19 protein-coding genes are annotated in these 21,265 nt (G+C 68.7%); 7 read left to right on the forward strand and 12 right to left on the reverse strand.

What is annotated here, in order from left to right; translation table 11 throughout:
- The 3 genes from GV015_RS16295 to GV015_RS16305 all read right to left on the reverse strand — a co-directional run bounded on the left by GV015_RS16295 (nucleotide 1) and on the right by GV015_RS16305 (nucleotide 2,459).
- Nucleotides 1-246, reverse strand: coding sequence for a hypothetical protein (locus tag GV015_RS16295; RefSeq protein WP_079707297.1), 246 nt, complete (start codon nucleotides 244-246; stop codon nucleotides 1-3).
- A 99-nt stretch (nucleotides 247-345) separates the two neighbouring features.
- Nucleotides 346-1,545, reverse strand: a complete 1,200-nt coding sequence (locus tag GV015_RS16300) for an ABC transporter ATP-binding protein (protein ID WP_159879407.1) — start codon at nucleotides 1,543-1,545, stop codon at nucleotides 346-348.
- 2 nt (nucleotides 1,546-1,547) lie between these two features.
- The gene (locus GV015_RS16305) at nucleotides 1,548-2,459 is read right to left on the reverse strand and encodes an ABC transporter permease (RefSeq protein ID WP_159879409.1); all 912 of its coding nucleotides are present in this window, start codon (nucleotides 2,457-2,459) and stop codon (nucleotides 1,548-1,550) included.
- 146 nt (nucleotides 2,460-2,605) lie between these two features.
- Between GV015_RS16305 and GV015_RS16310 the strand changes: the two genes are divergently transcribed.
- A complete protein-coding gene (locus GV015_RS16310) occupies nucleotides 2,606-3,466 on the forward strand; it encodes a glycosyltransferase family 2 protein (RefSeq protein ID WP_159879411.1) in 861 nt (286 codons plus the stop codon).
- 44 nt (nucleotides 3,467-3,510) lie between these two features.
- Nucleotides 3,511-4,605, forward strand: a complete 1,095-nt coding sequence (locus GV015_RS16315; protein WP_236555506.1) for a glycosyltransferase family 2 protein — start codon at nucleotides 3,511-3,513, stop codon at nucleotides 4,603-4,605.
- A gap of 66 nt (nucleotides 4,606-4,671) precedes the next feature.
- Here GV015_RS16315 and GV015_RS16320 read toward each other — a convergent pair whose 3' ends face one another.
- The 6 genes from GV015_RS16320 to GV015_RS16345 form a co-directional block, all read right to left on the reverse strand.
- The gene (locus GV015_RS16320; RefSeq protein ID WP_159879413.1) at nucleotides 4,672-5,895 is read right to left on the reverse strand and encodes a cell wall-binding repeat-containing protein; all 1,224 of its coding nucleotides are present in this window, start codon (nucleotides 5,893-5,895) and stop codon (nucleotides 4,672-4,674) included.
- A 107-nt stretch (nucleotides 5,896-6,002) separates the two neighbouring features.
- Entirely contained in the window at nucleotides 6,003-7,970 is a 1,968-nt protein-coding gene (locus tag GV015_RS16325; RefSeq protein WP_159879415.1) for a cell wall-binding repeat-containing protein, read from the reverse strand.
- Nucleotides 7,971-8,078: 108 nt separating this feature from the next.
- Complete coding sequence (locus tag GV015_RS16330; protein WP_159879417.1) at nucleotides 8,079-9,008, reverse strand: NAD-dependent epimerase/dehydratase family protein; 930 nt, start codon at nucleotides 9,006-9,008, stop codon at nucleotides 8,079-8,081.
- Nucleotides 9,001-10,287 (reverse strand): glycosyltransferase family 1 protein, encoded by a 1,287-nt coding sequence (locus GV015_RS16335; protein WP_201299402.1) that lies wholly within the window; start codon nucleotides 10,285-10,287, stop codon nucleotides 9,001-9,003. Before GV015_RS16335 ends, GV015_RS16330 begins: the two co-directional genes overlap by 8 nt.
- A 2-nt stretch (nucleotides 10,288-10,289) precedes the next feature.
- Nucleotides 10,290-11,159: a glucose-1-phosphate thymidylyltransferase RfbA gene (gene rfbA, locus GV015_RS16340; RefSeq protein WP_079707304.1), complete on the reverse strand. Its 870-nt coding sequence runs from the start codon at nucleotides 11,157-11,159 to the stop codon at nucleotides 10,290-10,292.
- Between the two features lie 2 nt (nucleotides 11,160-11,161).
- The gene (locus GV015_RS16345; protein WP_124769687.1) at nucleotides 11,162-11,767 is read right to left on the reverse strand and encodes a dTDP-4-dehydrorhamnose 3,5-epimerase family protein; all 606 of its coding nucleotides are present in this window, start codon (nucleotides 11,765-11,767) and stop codon (nucleotides 11,162-11,164) included.
- A 100-nt stretch (nucleotides 11,768-11,867) separates the two neighbouring features.
- Between GV015_RS16345 and GV015_RS16350 the strand changes: the two genes are divergently transcribed.
- From GV015_RS16350 to GV015_RS16360, 3 genes are read left to right on the forward strand one after another with little or no spacing between them, the layout of a single operon-like run.
- Nucleotides 11,868-12,461, forward strand: a complete 594-nt coding sequence (locus GV015_RS16350; RefSeq protein WP_159879419.1) for a GtrA family protein — start codon at nucleotides 11,868-11,870, stop codon at nucleotides 12,459-12,461.
- On the forward strand, nucleotides 12,458-13,309 hold the full coding sequence (gene rfbD / locus GV015_RS16355) for a dTDP-4-dehydrorhamnose reductase (RefSeq protein ID WP_124769689.1): 852 nt from the start codon (nucleotides 12,458-12,460) through the stop codon (nucleotides 13,307-13,309). The genes GV015_RS16350 and rfbD overlap by 4 nt, the downstream gene beginning before the upstream one ends.
- Nucleotides 13,306-14,442 (forward strand): glycosyltransferase family 1 protein, encoded by a 1,137-nt coding sequence (locus GV015_RS16360; RefSeq protein ID WP_159879421.1) that lies wholly within the window; start codon nucleotides 13,306-13,308, stop codon nucleotides 14,440-14,442. The genes rfbD and GV015_RS16360 overlap by 4 nt, the downstream gene beginning before the upstream one ends.
- A 40-nt stretch (nucleotides 14,443-14,482) precedes the next feature.
- Here GV015_RS16360 and GV015_RS16365 read toward each other — a convergent pair whose 3' ends face one another.
- Nucleotides 14,483-15,856 carry an LCP family protein gene (locus GV015_RS16365; protein WP_236555507.1) on the reverse strand — a complete coding sequence of 458 codons (1,374 nt, stop codon included), beginning with the start codon at nucleotides 15,854-15,856 and terminating at the stop codon, nucleotides 14,483-14,485.
- On the reverse strand, nucleotides 15,853-16,374 hold the full coding sequence (purE, locus tag GV015_RS16370; protein WP_079707412.1) for a 5-(carboxyamino)imidazole ribonucleotide mutase: 522 nt from the start codon (nucleotides 16,372-16,374) through the stop codon (nucleotides 15,853-15,855). Before purE ends, GV015_RS16365 begins: the two co-directional genes overlap by 4 nt.
- Before the next feature lie 146 nt (nucleotides 16,375-16,520).
- On the opposite strand from purE, the gene GV015_RS16375 reads away from it, so the two are divergent.
- The gene (locus tag GV015_RS16375; protein ID WP_079707308.1) at nucleotides 16,521-17,624 is read left to right on the forward strand and encodes a VIT1/CCC1 family protein; all 1,104 of its coding nucleotides are present in this window, start codon (nucleotides 16,521-16,523) and stop codon (nucleotides 17,622-17,624) included.
- Nucleotides 17,625-17,756: 132 nt separating this feature from the next.
- Complete coding sequence (locus GV015_RS16380; RefSeq protein ID WP_159879423.1) at nucleotides 17,757-19,850, forward strand: acyltransferase family protein; 2,094 nt, start codon at nucleotides 17,757-17,759, stop codon at nucleotides 19,848-19,850.
- A 221-nt stretch (nucleotides 19,851-20,071) separates the two neighbouring features.
- Here the strand turns inward: GV015_RS16380 and GV015_RS16385 are convergent, their stop codons facing one another.
- Nucleotides 20,072-21,265 carry a hydroxymethylglutaryl-CoA synthase gene (locus GV015_RS16385; RefSeq protein WP_159879425.1) on the reverse strand — a complete coding sequence of 398 codons (1,194 nt, stop codon included), beginning with the start codon at nucleotides 21,263-21,265 and terminating at the stop codon, nucleotides 20,072-20,074.

Here is a 21,265-nt window from a genome sequence, read left to right on the forward strand (position 1 = left end):
TCAGCGGCCCCTGCGGAGCGATGACACGCGCCGCTTCACGGCTCGCACCGGCTTCGTCAGGCGCCAGGAGGAGGATCGGCGCAGTTCGCGCACCTGCTCCGCGTACTTCGCAGACTTCGCACGCTCAGCCCGGAGCAGCCGCTTTGCGTCGTCGGCTTGACGTGCCAGGCGGGCCGCTTCCGCTCGCAGGCGGGCGATCTCGAGCCTCGCCTGTCGGAGCTCTCCGGTTCCGGCCTCTTCAGTCACGTCGTCCCACCTTCGTCCGTTCCCCACGAGTCAACGCTCCATCCTACCGAGGCGCCGACTTGGAGTTCGCTGGGCTTGCGTGTAGGCGAGACCCAGAGGTCACGCGACGGAATCCACCACGCTGGCGGTCGGCACGGCGTGCACGGTCCCGACGGCAAGCTGGAAGTGCGGGGCATCGAACGACGCGATCTGGGGCCGGTCTGCGAGGTGGACCCCGTCGTGGGTCATCAGCGACACGTTGACGAAGTACTTGCCTTCGCCGAAGGTCACCTTCTCGAGCACGAAGTCGACCGTGCAGGAGCTCCGGAGCCGCGGGAGCGACAGTCCGATGCGCTTGCTCGTGGTGCCGTAGACGACCTGGCCGAGCGCACTGTCGATCTGCACCGCGGCGATCCAGTCGTCAAGCCCTTCACTGTGGGAGAAGGTCGCGGACACGATGAGGTCGTCTCCGGGCGCGACGGGCTCACCGACCGCCTTACCGACGGCGTGGGCGTTCACCGAGATGATGCGTCCGGCGCCCTCCTGCTCCTCGGGGTGCTCGGCGATCTCCTCCTGACGTCGCTCCTCGAGCACGTCGCGGAACTCCGTCGTCGCGACGTGCGGTTCGCCGTCGAACAGCACCTCGCCGCGGTTCAGCAGGACGGCGCGATCGCACAGTTCGGTGACCTGGCCCAGGGAGTGGGTGACGATGACGATCGTGCGGCCCTCGGCCTGGAAGGACCGGATCTTGTCGAGGCACTTCCGCTGGAACGCCTCGTCGCCGACGGCGAGTACTTCGTCGACGAGGAGCAGGTCGGGGTCGACGTGGATCGCCACGGCGAAGGCGAGCCGCATGTACATGCCGCTCGAGTAGAACTTCACCTGCGTGTCGATGAAGTCACGGATCCCCGAGAACTCGACGATGTCCTCGAAGTAGTAGTCGGTCTGTTTGCGGGACAGCCCGAGGATCGAGGCGTTGAGGTACACGTTCTCGCGACCGGTGAGGTCCTGGTGGAACCCGGCACCGAGCTCGAGGAGCGCGGCGAGCCGACCGCGACGCTTCACCGAACCGCTGGTCGGCTCGATGATGCCGCCGATCGCCTTGAGCAGGGTGCTCTTGCCGGAGCCGTTCGGCCCGATGAGCCCGATGGTCGAGCCTGAGTCGACCTCCAGCGAGATGTTCCGGAGAGCCCAGAAGTCCTCTTTGTGCTTCGCCGACCGGCCGGCGTTGACCAGCCGCTCCTTGAGACTCTTCTCCTTGCGGATGACGAACCGCTTCGAGACGTCGTCGAGACGGACGATGGGGACTGAGGTGCTCATGTTCACAGCTCCTGCGCGAAGTTGCCCTGGAGCTTCGCGAACACGCGCTGGGCTCCGAAGAGGAGGACGATGCCGACCACGGCGGCGATGGCCAGGCGGAGCCCGAGGTCGGGCAGGGTCTCGCCGTTGCTTGTGCTCGCCCAGAACGCTTCCTGGAATCCGATGACCCCGAGCGTGATCGGGTTGTTGAGGTAGATGTCGGCCAGCCAACCCGGCATGTGCTGCACCGCGAACGTCCAGTGATACAGGATCGGCGAACCCCACATGAAGAGCATGAGGAGCACCTCGACCAGGTACTGCACGTCGCGGAGGTAGACGTTCAGGGCGGACAGCAGGAGTCCGATCGCCGTCGCATAGACCAGCAGCACGAAGAAGCCGCCGAGGCCGAACAGCAGGTTGCCTGAGAACTGCAGTGTCCCGAACAACGCGGCGGCTACCAACAGGATCACGAACTGGATGCAGAAGTTGAAGATCGCCGAGCCCACAGCGGAGAGGGGGAAGATCTCACGCGGTAGGTAGACCTTCTTGACGAGGCCCGAGTTGGCGATGATCGAGGAGGTCGAGCCGCCGACGATCTCGCTGAAGAGCCCGTAGGCGGTCAGACCCGCGAACAGGTAGATCGCGAAGTTCTCGATGTTGCGGGCTGCTCCGAGGAACTGCCCGACGACGACCGCGTAGATGAGCAGCTGCATGAGCGGCTTGATGAGGCTCCAGAAGAAGCCGAGTGCGCTGTCCTTGTACCGCGCCTTCACCTCGCGGTTCGTCAGCAGACCGAGGAGCTCGCGGTGCCGCCAGATGTCCTTCAGCTGCGAGGTGGAACCCCCCAGCGACGACCCGGGTGAACCGGCGTCCTCCCAGGGCAGTCCCGCCAGTCGTTCCGCCCGATCGTCCGGGCTCGGCGCAGCAATAGCCATGCAGTGGATCTCCTAGCAGTTCGAAACAGCTCTCCGCTGATTTCGAGCAGAGACGCCTCCGAGGATACAGGAGTGAACATGAGAGACTGCGTGCTGGGGTTCGAAGCGGACTCCCGCCAGGCAATCTCCAGGAAAGCGAGGTCGGTGTGCCCGACGGATACCGGAGCCTCCCGCGGCGCGCCCTCGGCCGCGCGGCGCGTGACTACCGTGGAGCCGTGCTCGCCTACCAGCAGCGCCGGGCCGACCAGCGGATGCGGCGGATGCTCGACGGACGGTTCACCATCGAGCTCCTGGCGGGTGAGGTGCACGAGGAGGACCTCGCGGTCGTCGTGTGCCTGTGGAACCGGCGGGAGCGGCTCGCCGACGTGATCCGTCTGCTGCGCGACCAACGAGTCGACCGCCACCTCCGGTTGGTGCTCTGGAACAACCAGCCGGACGACGAGGCACACTATCGCCGGGTCATCGCGGAGGTCGGCGTGGGCGGTGCGCTCCGCAGCATCGAGTTCCGCGCCAGCCCGGAGAACATCGGCGGCATCGGACGCTTCTGGGCGGCTCGCAAGCTCAGACTCGCCGGCTATCGCGGACCGTTCGTGATGTTGGACGACGATCAGGACGTCGAACCGGACTTCATCCGATCGCTCCTCGAACGAGCGGGCGAGCGGGTGATCGCGGGGGTCTGGGCCTATGCGAACCACGGCTCCTACTGGAACCGGACGGATCTCGCCGACCGCGAGCGGGCCGATTACGTCGGCACCGGCGGCTGCGTCTGCGATTCCGAGATCGTCACGGATGACGCGTTCTTCACCGACCTGCCCGAGCGGTACCGGTTCCTCGAGGACATCTGGATGTCGTTCCTGGCCGCCCGCCTCGGGTGGCGTCTGGAGAAGGCGGACCTCCCCGTCACGTTCGTCCTCGACGAGACCAATCAGAACCATACGCTCGCGTACATCAAAGACGAGTTCTACGCCTACCTGCACCACGACCACACCGGACCGACCGACGCGTAAGCTGGAGCGGTTGTCCCGATGCCGACCCGACAGGAACACACTCGATGAAACTCGCCATGACGATCATGGTCCGCGACGAAGCGGACATCATCGCGGCCATGCTCGACCACCACGAGGCCCAAGGGGTCGACACCTTCATCGTCACCGACAACGGGTCGGTCGACGGCACCACCGAGATCCTCGAGCGCTACGCGGCCGAGGGGCGGATCGACCTCCGTCATGACCCGGTGCACCGCAAGCAGCAGGCGCCCGTGGTCACGCAGATGGCGCGCGACGCCTACACCCGTTATGGAGCGGACTGGGTCATCAACGCCGATGCCGACGAGTTCTTCCTGCCCGTCGATCGCACCAAGACCCTCCACGAGGTGTTCGAGCAGATCCCCAAGACCTACCTCAGTTTCCTCGTCCCGGTCGTCAACCTGACCGGCGCACCGGCCAAGGACGGCACCGGCTTCGATCGGCTCGTCTACCGCGACGCCCGAACCCAGGACCAGCTCGAGCTCGCCGGGGTGCGTGCCCACCCGACCCCGGACGCCGTGCACATCGGGTCCCCCGACATCGACGTGATCCAGGGCAACCACTTCGTGAGCCTGGCGTCGCAGGGTTCCCCGCCGCCGGAACTCGCCATCGAGGTCCTCCACCTGCCGTGGCGTTCGTGGAAGCAGTACAAGAACAAGGTCGAGATCTCCGGGCGCGCCTACGAGAGCAACCCCGAGTTGACACCCAGCCCGAACCACCACGGGATGCGCGACTATGCGAGATTGAAGGCGGGTGCGCTGCTGCCGTACTACTTCATGCGCCACCCCACGCCCGAGGAGCTCGAGCAGGGAGCGGTCGACGGCACCCTGGTGCGCGATGACGTGCTCGCCGATGCGCTCACGGCGCCCGTGCCGGATGCGGACTTCGACAAGGCGACCCGGAAAGCACAGCTCGCCTTCAGCGAGGCGCTCCGGTACGACCGTGTGCAGCGGGCGAAGCGCATCGCCTCCGGCTTCGAGGATCGACTCGAAGCCGCAGCGGAGCGCGAGGCCGACCTCGCAGCCCGCCTCGCCGTTGTGGAAGGTGAGGCGGCGGCCCTGCGCTCGAGGCGGGTCGTGCGCGCCACGGATCGACTCGCACGACTCGTCCGCCGTCGCTGACCGGTCTCAGCAGCGCTTCAGTGCCGCCACCACCGGCGTGAGTGCCGTGGTCCCGCCGATGCTGAGTCAGGCCTGACGCCACCGAAGTCTGGAATCTGTCGCGGATCGCGAGCAGACCATCAGGAGCCCGGTCGCCGTTCGGCCGTACTGCCCGTCGAGCGAAGCTTTACAGAACGCCCCCGGAGTGACACCGTCCCGATGCGGGTTCCCTGCTGAACCGAGCGGTGGCGCCGGCGCCGGAGGCGGGTTCGGAGCAGGAGCCGGCGCAGGTGGCGGAAGGCAGACGAAGCGATCTGCCACAGCGGGAGAAAGCGCCGCGGCACCACCGAGCAAGGTCAGTTCCGTAACTCCTGCCGAAGCCAAACCGTTGGCGACGACAGGCGGAAGGCAAGTCGGCGTCACGACGTACAGCGACGAGCCGGTGCGGCCCGCGAGGACGGCACCCGCCAGTGCGTCCGCATACGCGGTTCCCGTTGCAATCAGGGCAGACGAACTTCCCGATGGAAACTGACTGTTGATGAGGACCGACGTCTCGTAGCGATCCTGGCCGGCGATGCGGCCAACGGATGAGACGGACTTCCGCAATCCGCCCGCGTAGCCTTCCCCGATAGCGGCCGAACCGCCGATGAGCGTCGCACTCGTCGTTCCCAACGCCTGGAACAGTCCCAGATCATCCAAGCTAGGGCCCGATGAGCTTCCGTCGACCAGTAACACCGGGATCCCGCGGGGTCCGCTTGCGGCCCCCGCGGAGAGGGCGTCGGGAAAGTTGGATCCTGTCGCGAGGAAGACCTGCGTTGCTCCGGTCACCGAGAACGCTCGCTGAATCAGCGCTCGCGACGTCGCGAACCGATCTGTACCCGAGACTCTCTCGACGGTGATACCGAGAACACCGAGTTCGTCGACCACCGAAGCGTCGACGGCGTTCACACCGCCGACGACGACGACCTTCGTGACGCCGAGGCGCGAGAGTTCCGCTCGAACGGTCTCGGGAAGCCGATCGCGCATCGTGAGGAGGAGTGGACCACCTTCTACCATCGCTGCGGGCGCCGCGCTGAGGGCGTCCGGAAAGTTGAAGCCGGTCGCCAAGTACGCAACGGTGGCCCCGCCGTCGGGGAACGCTGCCTGCGAGATGGCGACCGCCGTCGAGAATCGATCGTCGCCCGCCAGTCTGACCGTCGCCGCCTGAGCTGGAGCGGCTGTGCCAGCCATCAGGCCGGCGCTTGCGAGAGCGATGGTCGCCGCCACGGCGAGCATCGCCAATCGACCGCGTGGAGCGAACGTTCTGTGCACAGCGCTGTCCTTGCCGCCGACCGCTCGGGTTCGGCAGGCGAGCTGAACTCTAGCAGAGGTGATCACCTCAGTACTGCACCCTCGAGGCACGGCTCCGATGATCGGGGTCAGCAGCGCTTCAGTGCCGCCACCGCCGGCGTGAGTGCCGTGGTCCCGCCGACCACCGACACCGTCTTGGGCTGCAACGCCGCAAGGCGGTCGAGTACGGAAGACGACACACAGGTGGACCCGCTCGTGAGCATCGGTACACCCAACGCGCCGGCTGCGAGTGCGTCGGGGAAGTTCGCCCCCGAGGCCAACAGCACCTGATCGACGGCGCCCGGCCACGCGGCGGCCACGATCTGCGCGGCCGTGTCGTAGCGGTCGGCTCCCGCATACCGCGTCACCTTGCCCGGGTAGAGGTGTTCCAACTGCGACTGGATACCGGCGCTCATCGCCGCACGCCCGCCCACGAGTCTGACGTCGCGGACCCCGAGCCCGGCGATCATCCGGAGCGTCGCAGCGTCCACGGTCGACGCACCACCGTCGACGAGGACCACGGCACCTCCCAGACTGGCTGCGGCCGGGCCGGCGGCGAGTGCGTCCGGGAAGTTGGACCCGATCGCGAGGTAGACCGTCGAGGCGCTACGCAGCGCGTCCGCGATGAGCAGTCGGTTCGTCTCGAACCGGTCCGACCCACCGATGCGGGTCGTACCGTGTGCGAATGCGAGCCCCGTGACCTGGCTGAGGACCGCGTCGGACACGGCCGACGTCCCACCGACCACCTTCACCGTCGCGGGACGCAATCTGAGCAGCTCCGCCCGCACCGCGTCCGGCAGGACCTCCGGTGCCGTCAGGAGGACCGGCGCACCGATCGAGGCGGCGAGGGCTCCGGCTCCCAGCGCGTCCGGGAAGGTGTTCCCCGACGTCAGGTAGACGGTTCCGGTACCCGTGTCGAACGGAGCGAACGCCTGCGCCGTCGCGACCGCGGTCTGGTAGCGGTCCTCCCCCGAGATCCGGACGACCTCCGGCGAAGCGGCCACGGTCAGCGCGGCGGAGACCAGTCGTCCGTCGTCGGACCCGCTCACCCCCCAGAGTCGTTGCACGCCGGCGGGAGCGTCGGCCGGCAGTCGAAGCGTCCCCGCGACCCCGCCGCCCGCATCGGCGACCAGCGCTCCGACCTGCTCAGCGGAACCCGTCGACGGGTGCAGGGAGAAGGTGACCGTCTCCGCCGGTGCGAACCCTCCTGCCCGGACGACGAGGTCGCCTCCCGAGAAGACCGCCCCGCTCGTCGAGAGCGCCTCCGTCGAGCTGAGTGGCATCGGGGTGCCCGGACCGGACGCGAGGCGGAACCGGCTGGTGGCGCCCGCGATCGAGAGGTCCAGGTCGTCCCCGGGAACCCAGCCGCTCGGAACGACGATGTCGACCGTCACCGCACCCGATCCGTCGACCGTCGCCCCGACAGGTGCAGCGACCGCACCGGACAGGTCGCCGCCCGACGCTAGTCCCCGCGTGACGTTCGTGATCGAGGCCGTCACCTGCTCACCAGGCGTGAAGCCGAACGCGCTGGCGGTCACCACGGCTCCCGCCCCGACGGGGCCCGTGATGCTCCAACTCCACCTGGTCGCCGTCGGGCCCGAACGGACCGTCAGCGGTAGGGAGATGGTCTGTGCTGCGCCACCTCCCGAGGGTGTGCACGTGAGCTGCAGGGACCCGGCCGTACCATCGGGGATCGACGCCGACATCTGACCGTCCCGGGAGGTCACGCCGAGCGCTGAATTCGCCTCCGAGGGCGACGGCAGCGGTGTCGATGCTGCGGCGTCGACGAACGCCCAGCTCTGGGAGAACGCGTCACCGCCGTCACCGCACTCGGCGGTCTCGCCGATGAAGTCCACGGTGAACGCGCCATCCGGTGCGACGGACGGTGCAGAGACGTAGGCGCCCGTCGGAGCCGGTTGCGGAGCCTCGGCCACGGCCGCGGGGACGGCACCGAGGGCAGTCGAGGCCACCGCGATGGCGACGACCGCGCCGATCGCGACCGAGGTTCTGCGTCGTGGTCTCGGACCGACGTGTCGGGCCCCGATCGTCTCTGGCATCTCGGGGCCTTCCGCTCGGGGATGTCGTCCTCTGAGGGTATCGAGCGGACCAGCACCGGAGAGACGCCACGCTGCGGTCCCCGACGAGACCCTTCGAGCCGGACCCTGTCAGCCGGCGTCCCGTCCCAGTTCGGCCCAGAGCGCGCTGACGCCGTCGTCGAGTGAGGTCGGCGACTGCGGCCGACCGAACTCGCCCTCGTACCGGGAGACGTCCAGGACGACCCGATCGACGAACGTCTTCGGTTGCGGCAGGCGTTCGATCGCGAAGTCGACGCCGGTGACGCGACGCAAGGAGGCGAACACCTCGGACACGGAGAACCCGATGCCGCTGCCGAGGTTGTAGGTGGAGTGCTCCGGCGTGGTCGCAACCACCGGCAGGATCATCCGTACGAGATCCTCGACGTAGACGTAATCGCGGACCATCGACCCGTCGCCGAACTGTTGGATCGGCCGGCCGAGAGCGATCTGTCTCAGCGCGATCGGGATGAGCCCCTGCTTGCGGTTCGGACGCTGGCGAGTGCCGTAGGGGTTCGACACCCGCAGGGCCGTCGAGGCCAGACCGTGCTTCGCCCGGAAGTAGTCGAGGTAGTGCTCGATCGCGAGCTTGCCGATGCCGTAGGGCGAGATCGGGAGCGCCTGGTCCGTCTCCGAGTAGACGTCCTGACCCTGCTGCCCGTAGATCGCCCCGCCGGTCGATGCGAACACGAATCGGCCGACACCCGCGGCGACACTCGACTCGAGGAGCTCGATCGTCTGGGCGATGTTGGTGCGGACGTCCAGCGTCGGATCGCTCTCCGCCGTCGCCGGCGTGGTCGTCGACAGGAAATGGAACACGAGTTCCTGACCTCGGACGGCTTCCTCGAGGTCGCTCCGACTGAGGAACTCCCCGGTCAGCACTCGGGCCCGCTCGGAGCTGAAGGTCGTCGTGCCAGAGCTGAACCGGTCGAACGCGGTCACCTCGTGGCCGGCACCGTCGAGCGCGTCGACGAGGTGCGAACCGATGAACCCGTTCGCACCGATGACCAGTGCCTTAGCCACGCATGACCCGTTCGACTGCCGACACGAACGCGTCACCCGAGTCGCTCCAGCTTGCACCGGCGACCGAGGCGGACATGGCCAGACCACGAGCGGTCGCATCCGGCCGGTCGAAGACGCCGGCGAGCGTCCGAGCGAGCGCCATGGGCACCGGAGGCACGTATTCGATGAACGGGTTGTCCGACACCATGCGGTTGTTCGGACCGTCGTTCACGACCGGGGCGACGCCGCTCGAGATCAACTCGAGCGGGAGCAGCGACATGTTGGTCAGCGACAACACGAGCCCCGCAGCACAGCGGTTGTAGAGCTCGTTGAGCTCGGCCAGCTGCATGCTGGAGTGGTTCTTGTACGCGAACGGCAAGTCCCATCCGGAGACGTCCCAACCGGCCAGGTTGATGGTGACATCCGGCTTCAGCTCCGAGAAGTCCTTCAGCGCGAGGACGCCGAGCTCGAACGCGCGCCGCGAGGTGACCGGGCGTGCGTAGAAGAAGATCTCGTTCCGTGGACGCTCATTCGTGATCCGGTAGAGCGAGGTGTCGACCGAGAAGTCGAAGGAGTCACATGCCATGCCGTACTCGGTGCTGAGCTTGTGGGCCAGCCACCCGCCAGCCGTGATGCCGTGGAATCCGAAGCGGTAGGTGTTCTCCGCGAGGATGTACTCCGAGCCGATCGCATAGAAGTACGGCTCGAAGTCCTGCACGAAGTAGAAGCGCTTCGCCGTCGAGCGATCGAGGTAGGAGGCGTAGGCGGTCTCCCAGCCGGTGGCGAACAACGCCTGGGTGTCCGCGTCCACGCCGACGGAGGCGTCGTACATCCGGATGTCGGCATTGAGATCCGGGTACGACTTCGAAGCGGCGAGCATCTGCTTCGTCGCGTCGAGACTCGGCGTCAGGTGCAGATTGTCGTAGAGGTAGATCGTGCAGTGGTGACCTGCCCGTTCAGCGAAGTCGATGAACCGGAACAGGTTCTGGTGGCCGCCGCTCTCGGCTCCCGGCGGCGACATGATCCAGGCCATGCGGACCGGGCCGTCGGCGACGGTCACCGGGTTCGCGAAGCGTTCGCCGGGCACCGTCCAGTCGACGGCTGCGGCGTGCTCGAGGTTGACGAGCATCTCCCCGCCGGCGTTCTGCAGGCTCAGTTGGGTCGAGAGCTTGCTGAACACCCGACCGAGGAAGGCCTTCGGACCGAGGTCCTTGAAGAACCGGAGGAGGCGGGCGGCACGGGTCCTGACACGGGCGGCGCGGGTGCGTACCGCCGTCAGCCGCGAGCTGAGAGGCGACACGGTCAGGCCTGCTGGGCCAGCAGCGTCTGCAGGTAGCGACCGTAACCGCTCTTCACCAGCGGAGCGGCGAGGGCTGCGAGCTGCTCATCGTCGATCCAACCGGCACGCCACGCGATCTCCTCGATGCAGCCGACCTTGAAGCCCTGGCGGTCTTCGATCACACGCACGTACTCGGACGCCTGCATCATCGACTCGAAGGTGCCGGTGTCGAGCCAGGCGGTGCCACGGTCGAGCACCTGGACCTGCAGGGTGCCGCGCTCCAGATAGCGCTCGTTGACCGTCGAGATCTCGAGCTCGCCTCGGGCGGAGGGCTCGATCGTCTTGGCGATCTCGACGATCGAGTTGTCGTAGAAGTACAGTCCGGGCACCGCATAGTTGCTCTTCGGCTGCGCGGGCTTCTCCTCGATGGAAAGCGCTTTGAAGTCGTCGTCGAACTCGACGACGCCGTAGGCCTTCGGATCGGCGACCTGGTAGGCGAAGATGAGCGCGCCGTCGATGTCGTTGTGACTGCGGAGAGCTGAACCGAGGCCGGTGCCGTGGAAGATGTTGTCGCCGAGGACCAGGGCGACGCTCTCGTCTCCGATGAACTCCTCACCGATGATGAACGCCTGCGCAAGGCCGTCCGGAGACGGCTGGACGGCGTACTCGAGGCGGATGCCGAGGTCGTCGCCGTTGCCGAGGAGCGCCCGGAACTGCTCGTTGTACTCCGGGGTGGTGATGATGAGGATCTCCTTGATCCCCGCCATCATGAGCGTCGACAGGGGGTAGTAGATCATCGGCTTGTCGTAGATGGGCATGAGCTGCTTGGAGATGCCCTTGGTGATCGGCCAGAGACGCGTGCCGGATCCACCGGCGAGAATGATGCCGCGCATCGTCAGTTCCCCTTCAAGGTCGCGTAGAACGCCCGGGCGTCGTCCCAGGTCGGCAGGAGGCCGGCGGCGGCCGCCTCGTCGAGACCGGGGGCCTCGGTGTCCTTCGGTGAGAGCAGAGGCGTGCCGGCCTCCGGTGGGATGACGAGACCGATCCGCTCGTCGAGCGGGTTGATGCCGTGCTCGCGGTCGGGGCGGTACACGTCGGTCACGAGGTAGCTGACGGTGGCGTCGTCGGTCAGGGCGACGAAGCAGTGGCCGAGGCCCTCGGAGATGAAGATCGCCTTGCGGTCGGTGTCGTCGAGCAGCACCGAGTCCCACTGGCCGAAGGTCGGTGAGCCCACGCGGATGTCGATGACGTAGTCGAGGACGGCACCGCGGGTGGCCGTGACGTACTTCGCCTGCCCGATCGGGATGTCGGCGAAGTGGATGCCGCGCACCGAGCCGCGCTTCGACACCGAGGTGTTGGACTGGGCCAGCTTGATCGACCGACCGGAGGCCTCTTCGAGCTTGTCGAAGCGGTACCACTCGAGGAACACGCCTCGGTCGTCGCCGAACTGCTTCGGCGTGATCTCATAGCTGTCGGGGACGTTCAGTTCGCGGATCTGCACCCGGGGAGTCTACCAAGTCGGCGCTCGGCGACAGTATTCCGCGGTTCCGTCACCGGTTGTCTCAGGCATAATCGAGTGTCCGCGCACAGAACGGCCCGCCATGATCCCTCTGCTCCGCCGCCTCTGGAACGGTGTCTCCGCGTACGCGGTGAAGTTCGGCGTCGTCGGGCTGATCGGCTTCGGCCTCGATGTGCTCGTGTTCAACCTGCTGCGCGTCGGCGTCTTCGGGCACGACCACGTCGCGCAGTCCCCGCTCGGCGCCAAGGTCATCAGTGTCTCGGTCGCCATCGTCTTCAACTGGATCGGCAACCGGTACTGGACCTTCCGCGAGCATCGCCGGAAGAACTTCGTCCTGGAACTCGGCGAGTACGTGATCGTCTCCCTGGGTGGCATGGCCATCGCCGTCGGGTGTCTCTACGTCAGCCACTACGTCCTCGGCTTCACCTCGCTGCTCGCCGACAACCTGGCCTCGAACGTCATCGGGCTCGGCCTCGGGACCCTTTTCCGTTTCTTCCTCTACCGCTTCTGGGTCTACGGACACCATCGGGCGGACGGCCTCGCCAACCTCGCTCGCGTTGAGGAGGCCCAGCGAACGCTGTTCGAGGAGCCACCGGCGACTCAGGCACCGACAGGTTCCGCCCTGCCCGAGCCGGGTACGATGAACGGGCCACTCCCGAGAGGACCCCTATCTTGACGTACCTGATCACCGGCGCTTCCGGCATGCTCGGCCACGACCTGCAGGAGGCCCTGACGGGTCGCGAGGTCACCGCCCTCGGTCGCGCCGAGCTCGACGTGACCGACCTCGAGGCCGTCCGTTCCGCCGTCGCAGGGCACTCGGCCGTCATCAACGCCGCCGCCTACACGAAGGTGGACGACGCCGAGTCGCACGAAGCAGACGCCGCGGCCGTGAACGCCATCGGGGCCCGCAACCTCGCGATCGCCGCTCGGGAGGCCGGCGCGAAGCTCGTCCAGGTGTCGACCGACTACGTCTTCGACGGCTCCGCGACCTCGCCGTACCAGGAGGACCACGAGCTCGCCCCGATCAGCGCGTACGGCCGGACGAAGGCCGACGGGGAGCGCGCCGTCCTCGCCGAGCACCCGAACGGCGGCTACATCGTGCGGACGGCATGGCTGTACGGCAAGAACGGACCGAACTTCGCCGCCACCATGGCGAAGCTCGCGGCGAACGGCGTCGACCCGGCCGTCGTGACCGACCAGTTGGGTCAGCCCACGTGGACCGCCGACCTCGCCGCGCAAATCGTCGCACTGCTCGACGCCGACGCTCCTGCCGGGGTCTACCACGGCACCAACGCCGGACAGGCCTCCTGGTATGAGTTCGCCCAGGCGGTCTTCGCGGCGGTCGGCGCGGACCCGGCCCGGGTCTCCCCCACCGACAGCTCGGCGTTCGTCCGCCCCGCGCCGCGCCCCGCCTACTCGGTGCTCGGCCACGACGCCTGGGCCACCGCCGGTCTCGCCCCGATGCGTGACTGGCGGGAGGCCTTCGAGGCAGCGACGCAGCACGGCGTCGTCACGGCACCGTGACCACCCTGCGCGTCGTCGTCGACCAGATCGTCGCGCCGGTCGCCGGCGGGGTCGGTCGTTACTCCGAGGAACTCACCCGTGAGCTCATCGCGAGCGCCCCAGCGGGATGCGACGTCGAGGGCATCGTCTCGGCGGTATCGAAGGAGAAGATCGACCTCCTCGAGTCCAAGCTCCCCGGACTGGCGACGCTGCATCGCACCACGCTCCCGCGCCGCGAGCTCAGTGCCGCCTGGCAGCTCGGCATCGTCGCACCCGGCACCGCGAACGGCATGGTGCACGCCCCGGGCCTGCTCGCCCCGCTCAACCGCCACGACCGCATCAACGACGGCAACCAGATCGTCGTCACCATCCACGACACGCTCGCCTGGTCGCACCCGTCGTCACTGACACCGATGTCGGTGGCGTGGCAGAAGGCGATGGTCAAGCGGGCGCGGAAGCACGCGGACGCCATCGTGGTCCCGACGCACGCCGTCGCCGACGAACTGCGCGACATCGTCGATCTCGGCGACCGCGTCCGCGTCATCGGCGGGGCCGCCGCGACCACGCTCACCATCCCGACCGACGCCGACGGTCGAGCACGGACGCTCGACCTCCCCGCCGAGTACCTCGTGTCGGTCGGCTCACTCGACCCCCGTCGCGGCATCACCGAACTCATCACCGGCCTCGGACGACCCGGTGCACCCGACCTCCCCCTGCTCATCGTCGGCACGGACAGCTGGGGCGACGTCACCCTCGCGCAGGTCGCCGACGAGGCCGGGCTGCCGGAGGGTCGCGTGCGTGCGCTCGGGTTCCTCGACGACGCCGACCTCGCCGTCGTCCTCGATCGCGCGACCGCCTTCATCTACCCGAGTCTCGCCGAGGGGTTCGGGCTCCCACTCGTCGAGGCGTTCCGCTTCGGCACGCCCGTCATCCACTCCGACGTCCCGGCGCTCGTCGAGGTCGGCGGCGGCGCCGGCGTCGTGGTCGAGTCCGGTGCCAAGGGGTACGCCGATCGACTCATCGCCACCATCAACGACGTCATTGGCGACAGCGAACGCCTCGCCCGCCTGCGCATCCTCGGCATGGACCGCGAGCAGGCCTTCAGTTGGCGCGACTCCGCCGAACGCGTCTGGCAGCTGCACGCGGAGATCTGACACCGACGCCGAGCCGGACGGACGACCTCTCAGAGCGGCCTCAGCCGGCGTCCGGCTCCGGGCTCGGCGACGGCGGGAACAGCTGGTCCTGCACCATCTGGTGGATGAGCGTGTAGTCGGGCTCTTCCGGGTCGATCGTCGGCGGGACGAACTGCAGGGAGTTGATCGGCAGCTCGCGCGTCTTGAGCGCGAGGTTCACGAAGTAGCCGAGCATGCCCTGGGGCACATCGGTCTTGACGACGTCGCCTCCCGCAGCTGCGACGTCCTGGAAGCGCGCGAGGACGTTCGCCGGGTTGAACTGCTTGAGCATCGCCGTCTGGAGGATGTGCTGGCGCTCCATGCGGTCGTAGTCGCTCGTCGAGTGCCGCGACCGGGCGTACATGAGCGCGGTCCAGCCGTCCATGTGCTGCTCGCCGGGTTCGATCCACTTCGTGACGTTCTCGAGGTCGGCGTCGCCGTCCATCGGCAGTCGCTCCTTGACGTCGATGTCGACGCCACCGAGCGTGTCGATCAGCGTGGCGAAGCCGTACATGTCGATGAGGACGTACCACTGGATGTGCAGCCCGGTGATGCCCTCGGCTGCCTGCTTCATCGCCTCGATGCCGGGCTCGCTCGCCTCAGCCGTCGCCTTGGGGAACAGTTCGGGGTTCTTCAGCTCGATCTCGGTATAGATCGAGTTGAGCTGACAGACGTCGACGTCGCAGGAGTCGTCGTAGCCGTCCGGATAGAGGGACGCCATCTCGCTGCCCTCGGGGAACGGGATGTCGACGAGGTCACGCGGCATCGACATGGTCGTCGCCTGTCCGGTCTCGGCGTTGATGCTGACGACCGACATGCTGTCCGGCCGCATGCCGTCGCGGTCGGGACCTGCATCGCCACCGAGCAGCAGGATGTTGTAGTAGCCGTCGACCGGCGGCTCCGACGGGCCGGTGTTGCCGAAGATGGAGGAGATCGACCCGCGGGTGGCGCCTGCGACCACCGCTCCGTAGCCGGCCCCACCGGCCACCAGCACCATGGCGAGGGTCGTGAACAGCGCCACACCGAGCCTGGCGTTCGGCGAGGCCTTCACGAGGCGCACGAGCCGCAGGGTGTCGAGCGTCAACACGATCCACAGGATCGCGTAGGCGGCGAGGAGGATCTGCGCGACGGTGAGGGCGATCGGATTCGTCGCGAGGGTGAAGAGCACCTCGCGGGCGAGGAACATGAGGGCAACGCCGACGACGACGAGCAGCCAGAGGAAGAGGGTGAACCCGAGGCCGAACCGACCGAGCTTCCGGTTCCCGGCAAGCACCTGCGCGGAGCCGGGGATCAGCAGGTTGAGCAGGACCAGCCACCAGGCGCGCTTCGTCATCACCTCGCGCGAACGGGTGTCGGGATACCGCATCGGCTTCGCGGCGGTGGCTGCACTCGTCATAGCTGCGCTTTGAGGTTCCGGTTCTTCTCCTCGACGGAGTCGGCGAGGCCCGCGGCGTAGGCGACGAGTGCCTGGTGCAGGGCGTCGTCGGCCGTGGCGAGGATCTTGACGGCGATCAGCGCGGCGTTCTTCGCGCCGCCGATCGACACGGTCGCGACCGGCACGCCAGCGGGCATCTGCACGATCGACAGGAGCGAGTCGAGGCCGTCGAGGCGGGAGAGCGGCACCGGGACGCCGACGACCGGGAGCGTGGTGACGGAGGCGAGCATTCCGGGAAGGTGCGCCGCTCCACCGGCACCGGCGATGACGACCTTGACGCCACGGCCGTGGGCGGCTTTGCCGTAGGCGATCATCTTCTCGGGCGTGCGGTGGGCCGACAGCACCTCGACCTCGAACGGCACGCCGAAGTCGCGGAGCACCTGCGCCGCGTCGCTCATGACGTTCCAGTCGGAGTCCGAGCCCATCACGACGCCGACGAGCGGCGGGGCGTCACGGGACGGGGCGGAGTTCTCGGGCATGAGCACCATCGTAGATCGCGGTGCCTGAAGATCGGCTCAGGACGCACCGCAGCTGGCGGACAAGCCCTCGCCCAGGAGCCCCCAGTCCGGGGACGCCTCGGTACCGCGCAGCGCACCGGTCGACAGGTGTCTGGGACAATCGGCGGATGAGCACGTCGACCGCGGACGGATCCGCAGCACGCCACGAGCCGCCCAGCCAGCGCGAGCTGCGGCGGTGGCGCGGGTACCTCGCCGACGAACGCGCCGAGGCCGCCGTCTACCGGGATCTCGCCGGGCGGCGGAGCGGTGAGGAGCGCGACATCCTGCTCGCGCTCGCGGAGGCCGAGAAACGCCACGAGTCGCACTGGATCGCCCTGCTCGGGGAGGACGTCGGCAAGCCGCAACGCGGTGACCTGCGGACCAGGCTGCTCGGCTGGCTCGCGAGGCGGTTCGGATCAGTCTTCGTCCTGGCGCTGGTCCAGCGCGCCGAGTCGCGCTCGCCCTACGCGACCGAACGGGCGGCCACCGAGCGCATGGCCGCCGACGAGCAGATCCACGAGGAGGTCGTCCGGGGCCTGGCCGCCCGAGGACGCAACCGCCTGTCCGGAACCTTCCGGGCGGCCGTGTTCGGAGCGAACGACGGACTCGTCTCGAACCTCGCGCTCGTCATCGGCATGAGCGCCACCGGCGTCGGCAACGGCGTCGTCCTCGCCGCCGGGCTCGCGGGCCTCCTGGCGGGCGCGCTGTCGATGGGAGCCGGCGAGTACGTCTCGGTCCGGTCGCAGCGTGAACTGCTCGAGGCGTCCAGCCCCAACCCGGCGGCCGACGACGCCCTCCCCCACCTCGACGTCGACGCGAATGAACTCGCGCTCGTCTACCGGGCACGCGGCATGGAGGTCGGTGAAGCCGAGGCCCACGCAGCGGACGTCCTGGCCCGCGTCGGCGCCGGCACCTACCAGCGCGAGGCCCGGACGGCGATGGAGCACGAGGCCATCGGGACCGGGCTCGGTGCCGCGCTCTCGAGCTTCTGCTTCTTCGCGTCGGGCGCCGTCATCCCGGTCCTGCCCTACCTGTTCGGACTGCAGGGTGTCGCTGCATTGCTGGTCGCCGCGCTCCTGGTCGGGGTGGCCCTGCTCGGCACCGGCGCCGTCGTCGGGCTGCTCTCCGGGGGGCCACCGCTTCGCCGGGCACTGCGACAACTCGCGATCGGGTACGGCGCTGCTGCGGCGACCTACGTGCTCGGCCTGCTCTTCGGCGCGAACGTCGGCTGACCCGGCCGTCGGTCGTCCGCCGCGCGACACCGGGAGTCGATGCGAACACGTCATCTGCCGTCCACGAGTGCGTCACCGGCGTTCCCTACGCTAAGCCCGCCGTCCGTCGACCCGGAGGGCGGAGGAGGGCGCGTGAGGCAGGTGCAGGACCGGACCGACGTGTCTCCCCTCCTCGGAGCGGTTCCGCGAACGCAGCCTGACATCCAGTTGCTCCGCGCGATCGCCGTCCTGTCCGTCGTGGTCTTCCACCTGTCGTCGAGCCTCCTGCCCGGCGGGTACGTCGGCGTCGACGTGTTCTTCGTCGTCAGTGGCTATCTGATCACGAGCCACCTCGCACGCCAGGCCGACCAGACTGGCCGCGTCGACCTCCCGGCGTTCTGGGCCCGGAGGATCCGGCGACTCCTGCCGGCCGCTCTGCTCGTCCTCGCCGTCACCGCCGTCCTGATCTGGCGGCTGGCCCCGCCGAGCGCCTGGACGCAGTTCTTCACCGAGACCGTGGCGAGCGCGACCTCCTGGGAGAACTGGTTCCTGGCCGGGAGCTCCGTGGACTATCTCGCACAGGGCAGCGCCGCGTCACCGGTCCAGCACTTCTGGTCGCTCTCCGTCGAAGAGCAGTTCTACCTCGGCTGGCCGCTCGTCGTCGTGCTGTGCGTGTGGCTCACCCGGCGTCGACCGTCAGACCTCCGCCGCACCCTCGGTGTTGCGCTCGGGATCATCGGTGCCACCTCACTCCTGTGCTCGATCGTGTACACGGCGGCGGACCCGGCTCCGGCGTACTTCGCCACGCCGACCCGTGCCTGGGAGTTCGCGGCCGGCGGTCTGCTCGCGCTCCTCGGGCCGGTCGTGGTCGTGCACCGCACCCGGTGGCGAACGGTCTCCGGCGTCCTCGGTGTCGTCCTCCTGGCGGTCGCCCTGGTCGCCTTCACCGAGCGGACGGCGTTCCCCGGGATCGCCGCCGCCCTCCCGGTCCTCGGGACGCTCCTCGTGATCGTCGGTGGGTCGTCGACCCACCGGTGGTCCGTGACGACCCTTGCGCGCACACGTGCGTCGCTCCTCCTCGGCGATCTCTCCTATCCGCTGTATCTGTGGCACTGGCCGCTCATCGTGGTCGCGCCGTGGGTGCTCGGCGTGCCCGTCGCGCTCGACGACCCGCTCGGGTGGGCTGTCGCTACGGCACTCCTGGTCATCGCCGTGGTCCTCGCCGCGCTGACGAAACGGTTCGTCGAGGACCCTGTGCGACGAACCCCCGTCTTCGCGCACGCACGCTCCGCACGGACCGTCCTGCTGGCGGGCGTGGCGACCGCACTCGTGCTCTGCATCCCGACGGCGGGGTTGCTGACCGTCGCTACCGAGCAACGCACCCTCGCGAGCACCGTGGACGCCTACGTCGCGGACGGCGAGCCGTGTTTCGGTGCCGATGCGGCCGTGTCGGGCTGCACCAATCCGGCGTTGGCGGACGAACTCCTACCGCCGCTGTCGGTGCGGACCGAGGACACCGGCGACACCTTCCGGTGCTCCGCGGCGGCCGACGCACCGGACTTCCCCGGCTGCACCTTCGGTTCCGAGCGCCCGGACGCCACGCGGGTCGCGCTCACCGGGAACTCGCACGCCACGATGCTCATCCCCGGACTCGTCGACCAGCTCGAGACACGCAACTGGCGACTCGACGTGTACGTCGGCAAGGGCTGCGAGTGGCGGGAGCCGGGACCGGACGACTCGGCGGCCTGCGTCGCCCGGCGGACGCTCATGCAGGAGGCGTTCACGAGTGAGCGGCCGTACGACATCATCCTGGTGACTTCCAAGAGTCCGGACGAGACCTCGGTGGCCGTGCAGGCCGCGATCCGCAGCGCGACGCTCGCGGCGTGGAGACCGGTGCTCGAGCAGGGGACGTCGATCGTGGTGCTGCGGGACAATCCCCGCGTGCCGACCGCGGCCGCGGCGTGCGTCGACCGCACGAGTGCCGCCGAGCTCATCGCTGGGGCGTGCGCCTTCCCCGTGGACGAGGCGTACCCGACGTTCGACCTGAACACCGCCACGGCGGCGATGACCGACGGCGCCGTGCCGGTCGTGGATCTCGGCGAGCTGTATTGCGCCGCCGGGACCTGTCCGCTCGCCGTCGGGAACGTGCTCGTCTATCGCGATCTGCACCACATCACGGCCACCTGGTCGCGGACCCTGGGCCCGTTCCTCGTCGACCGGATCCGAGCCGCCACCTCCCGAGGGTGACCAGTCCCCGATCGGGTGGAGTGCCAGCGCGGTGCGCTGACGCGAGGGTGTCGAACCCGGCGTCGGCGCGGTGCGCTGACGCGAGCGCGGCGGAACCGGCACGACCGCGGGGCACACGCGTGAGCGCGCCCCTCCGGAGACCCGCGCTGACGTCCCCGACCCGCGGTGACGTCAGCGCACCGCGCTGGCGACCACCCAGGAGAGCTCGGACGCGGGAGCGGTCAGGCGGAGGTGGGCTCGTACTGCCGGCGGTCGCCGACGACGCCCGCGAAACGGAACGGCGCACCGGTCTCGCGAGGGCGGTCGGAGTCGTGGACGTCGGCCGACGCCGCGTCCTCGAGGAGCTGCAGGTAGCGGGCGTCGTCGACGACCGTCCGCGCATCGAGCTGCGCACGGTTCGCGTCGCTCCGCAGAGCCGAGCGGTAGCCCGGACGCACGATGCCGCTGAAGCACTCCGCGACCGCACCCGAGCCGTAGCTGAGGAACGCGATGCGCCGACCGGTGAGGTCGTCGTCGCCGTCGAGCAGCGCGAGCAGTGCGAGGTACACGGAGGCCGTGTAGCTGTTCCCGATCCGGCGGTTGTACCCGGTCGTCGGCTCGATCTGTGCGTCCAACTCCTCCTGGGTGCGCTCGGAGCCGAGCGACTTGGCCAGGTGCCGGTGCGCCTTGATCGCCATCTTCGTGAACGGCTGGTGGTAGCAGAAGTGGTCGACCTCGGAGAAGTCCGCTCCGCCGCGTGACCGGTAGTCCGCCCAGGCCCCCTCGATCGCGTCCTGGTAGGCGGAGATGGACAGCTTGCCGTCGACGATCGCCGTCGCACTGTGGTTCGGGCGCCAGAAGTCCATGACGTCCTGCGTGTAGACGCCGGTCGCGGTCTCGAGCTCGAGGATGGCCGGATCGGCGGCCACGAGCATGGCGACGGCCCCGGCGCCCTGCGTCGGCTCGGCGTTGGAGTGCAGTTCGTACCGCGCGACGTCGCTCGCGATCACGAGGACGGTCTCCTCGGGGTTCCGCGCCACGAGCGCAGCAGCGAACTGCAGCGCCGCGGTGGCCGAGTAGCAGGCCTGCTTGAGCTCGACCACGCGGACCGCCTGCGGCAGGCCGAGCAGCCGGTGCACGTAGACGCCAGCGGACTTCGACTGGTCGATCCCGGACTCGGTGGCGAACAGGACGGTCCTGAGCCGGTCGCTGCCGTGGCGTTCGATGATGGGCGCGGCAGCGGCGGCGGCCATCGTGACGATGTCCTCGTCGGCGGCCGGGACGCTCATCTCGCTCTGGCCGAGACCGACGTAGTACTTAGCGGGTTCGACACCGAAGCGCCCCGCGAGCTCGGCGAGGTCGATGCGGTTCGCCCCGGTCGCGAAGGCGATGTCGTCGATGCCGACGGCGGGGCTGCTGGTCTGGTTGGTGTTCAC

Origin of the sequence: Plantibacter sp. T3 (assembly GCF_902506515.1) — a bacterium.
GTDB lineage: Bacteria > Actinomycetota > Actinomycetes > Actinomycetales > Microbacteriaceae > Plantibacter > Plantibacter auratus.

What these genes read in the sequence shown, in the direction of transcription:
- GV015_RS16300 (WP_159879407.1), bottom strand. Translation starts at nt 1,545, where the DNA reads ATGAGCACCTCAGTCCCCATCGTCCGTCTCGACGACGTCTCGAAGCGG.
- GV015_RS16305 (WP_159879409.1), bottom strand. Translation starts at nt 2,459, where the DNA reads ATGGCTATTGCTGCGCCGAGCCCGGACGATCGGGCGGAACGACTGGCG.
- GV015_RS16315 (WP_236555506.1), top strand. Translation starts at nt 3,511, where the DNA reads ATGAAACTCGCCATGACGATCATGGTCCGCGACGAAGCGGACATCATC.
- GV015_RS16325 (WP_159879415.1), bottom strand. Translation starts at nt 7,970, where the DNA reads ATGCCAGAGACGATCGGGGCCCGACACGTCGGTCCGAGACCACGACGC.
- rfbA (WP_079707304.1), bottom strand. Translation starts at nt 11,159, where the DNA reads ATGCGCGGCATCATTCTCGCCGGTGGATCCGGCACGCGTCTCTGGCCG.
- GV015_RS16350 (WP_159879419.1), top strand. Translation starts at nt 11,868, where the DNA reads ATGATCCCTCTGCTCCGCCGCCTCTGGAACGGTGTCTCCGCGTACGCG.
- GV015_RS16365 (WP_236555507.1), bottom strand. Translation starts at nt 15,856, where the DNA reads ATGACGAGTGCAGCCACCGCCGCGAAGCCGATGCGGTATCCCGACACC.
- purE (WP_079707412.1), bottom strand. Translation starts at nt 16,374, where the DNA reads ATGCCCGAGAACTCCGCCCCGTCCCGTGACGCCCCGCCGCTCGTCGGC.
- GV015_RS16375 (WP_079707308.1), top strand. Translation starts at nt 16,521, where the DNA reads ATGAGCACGTCGACCGCGGACGGATCCGCAGCACGCCACGAGCCGCCC.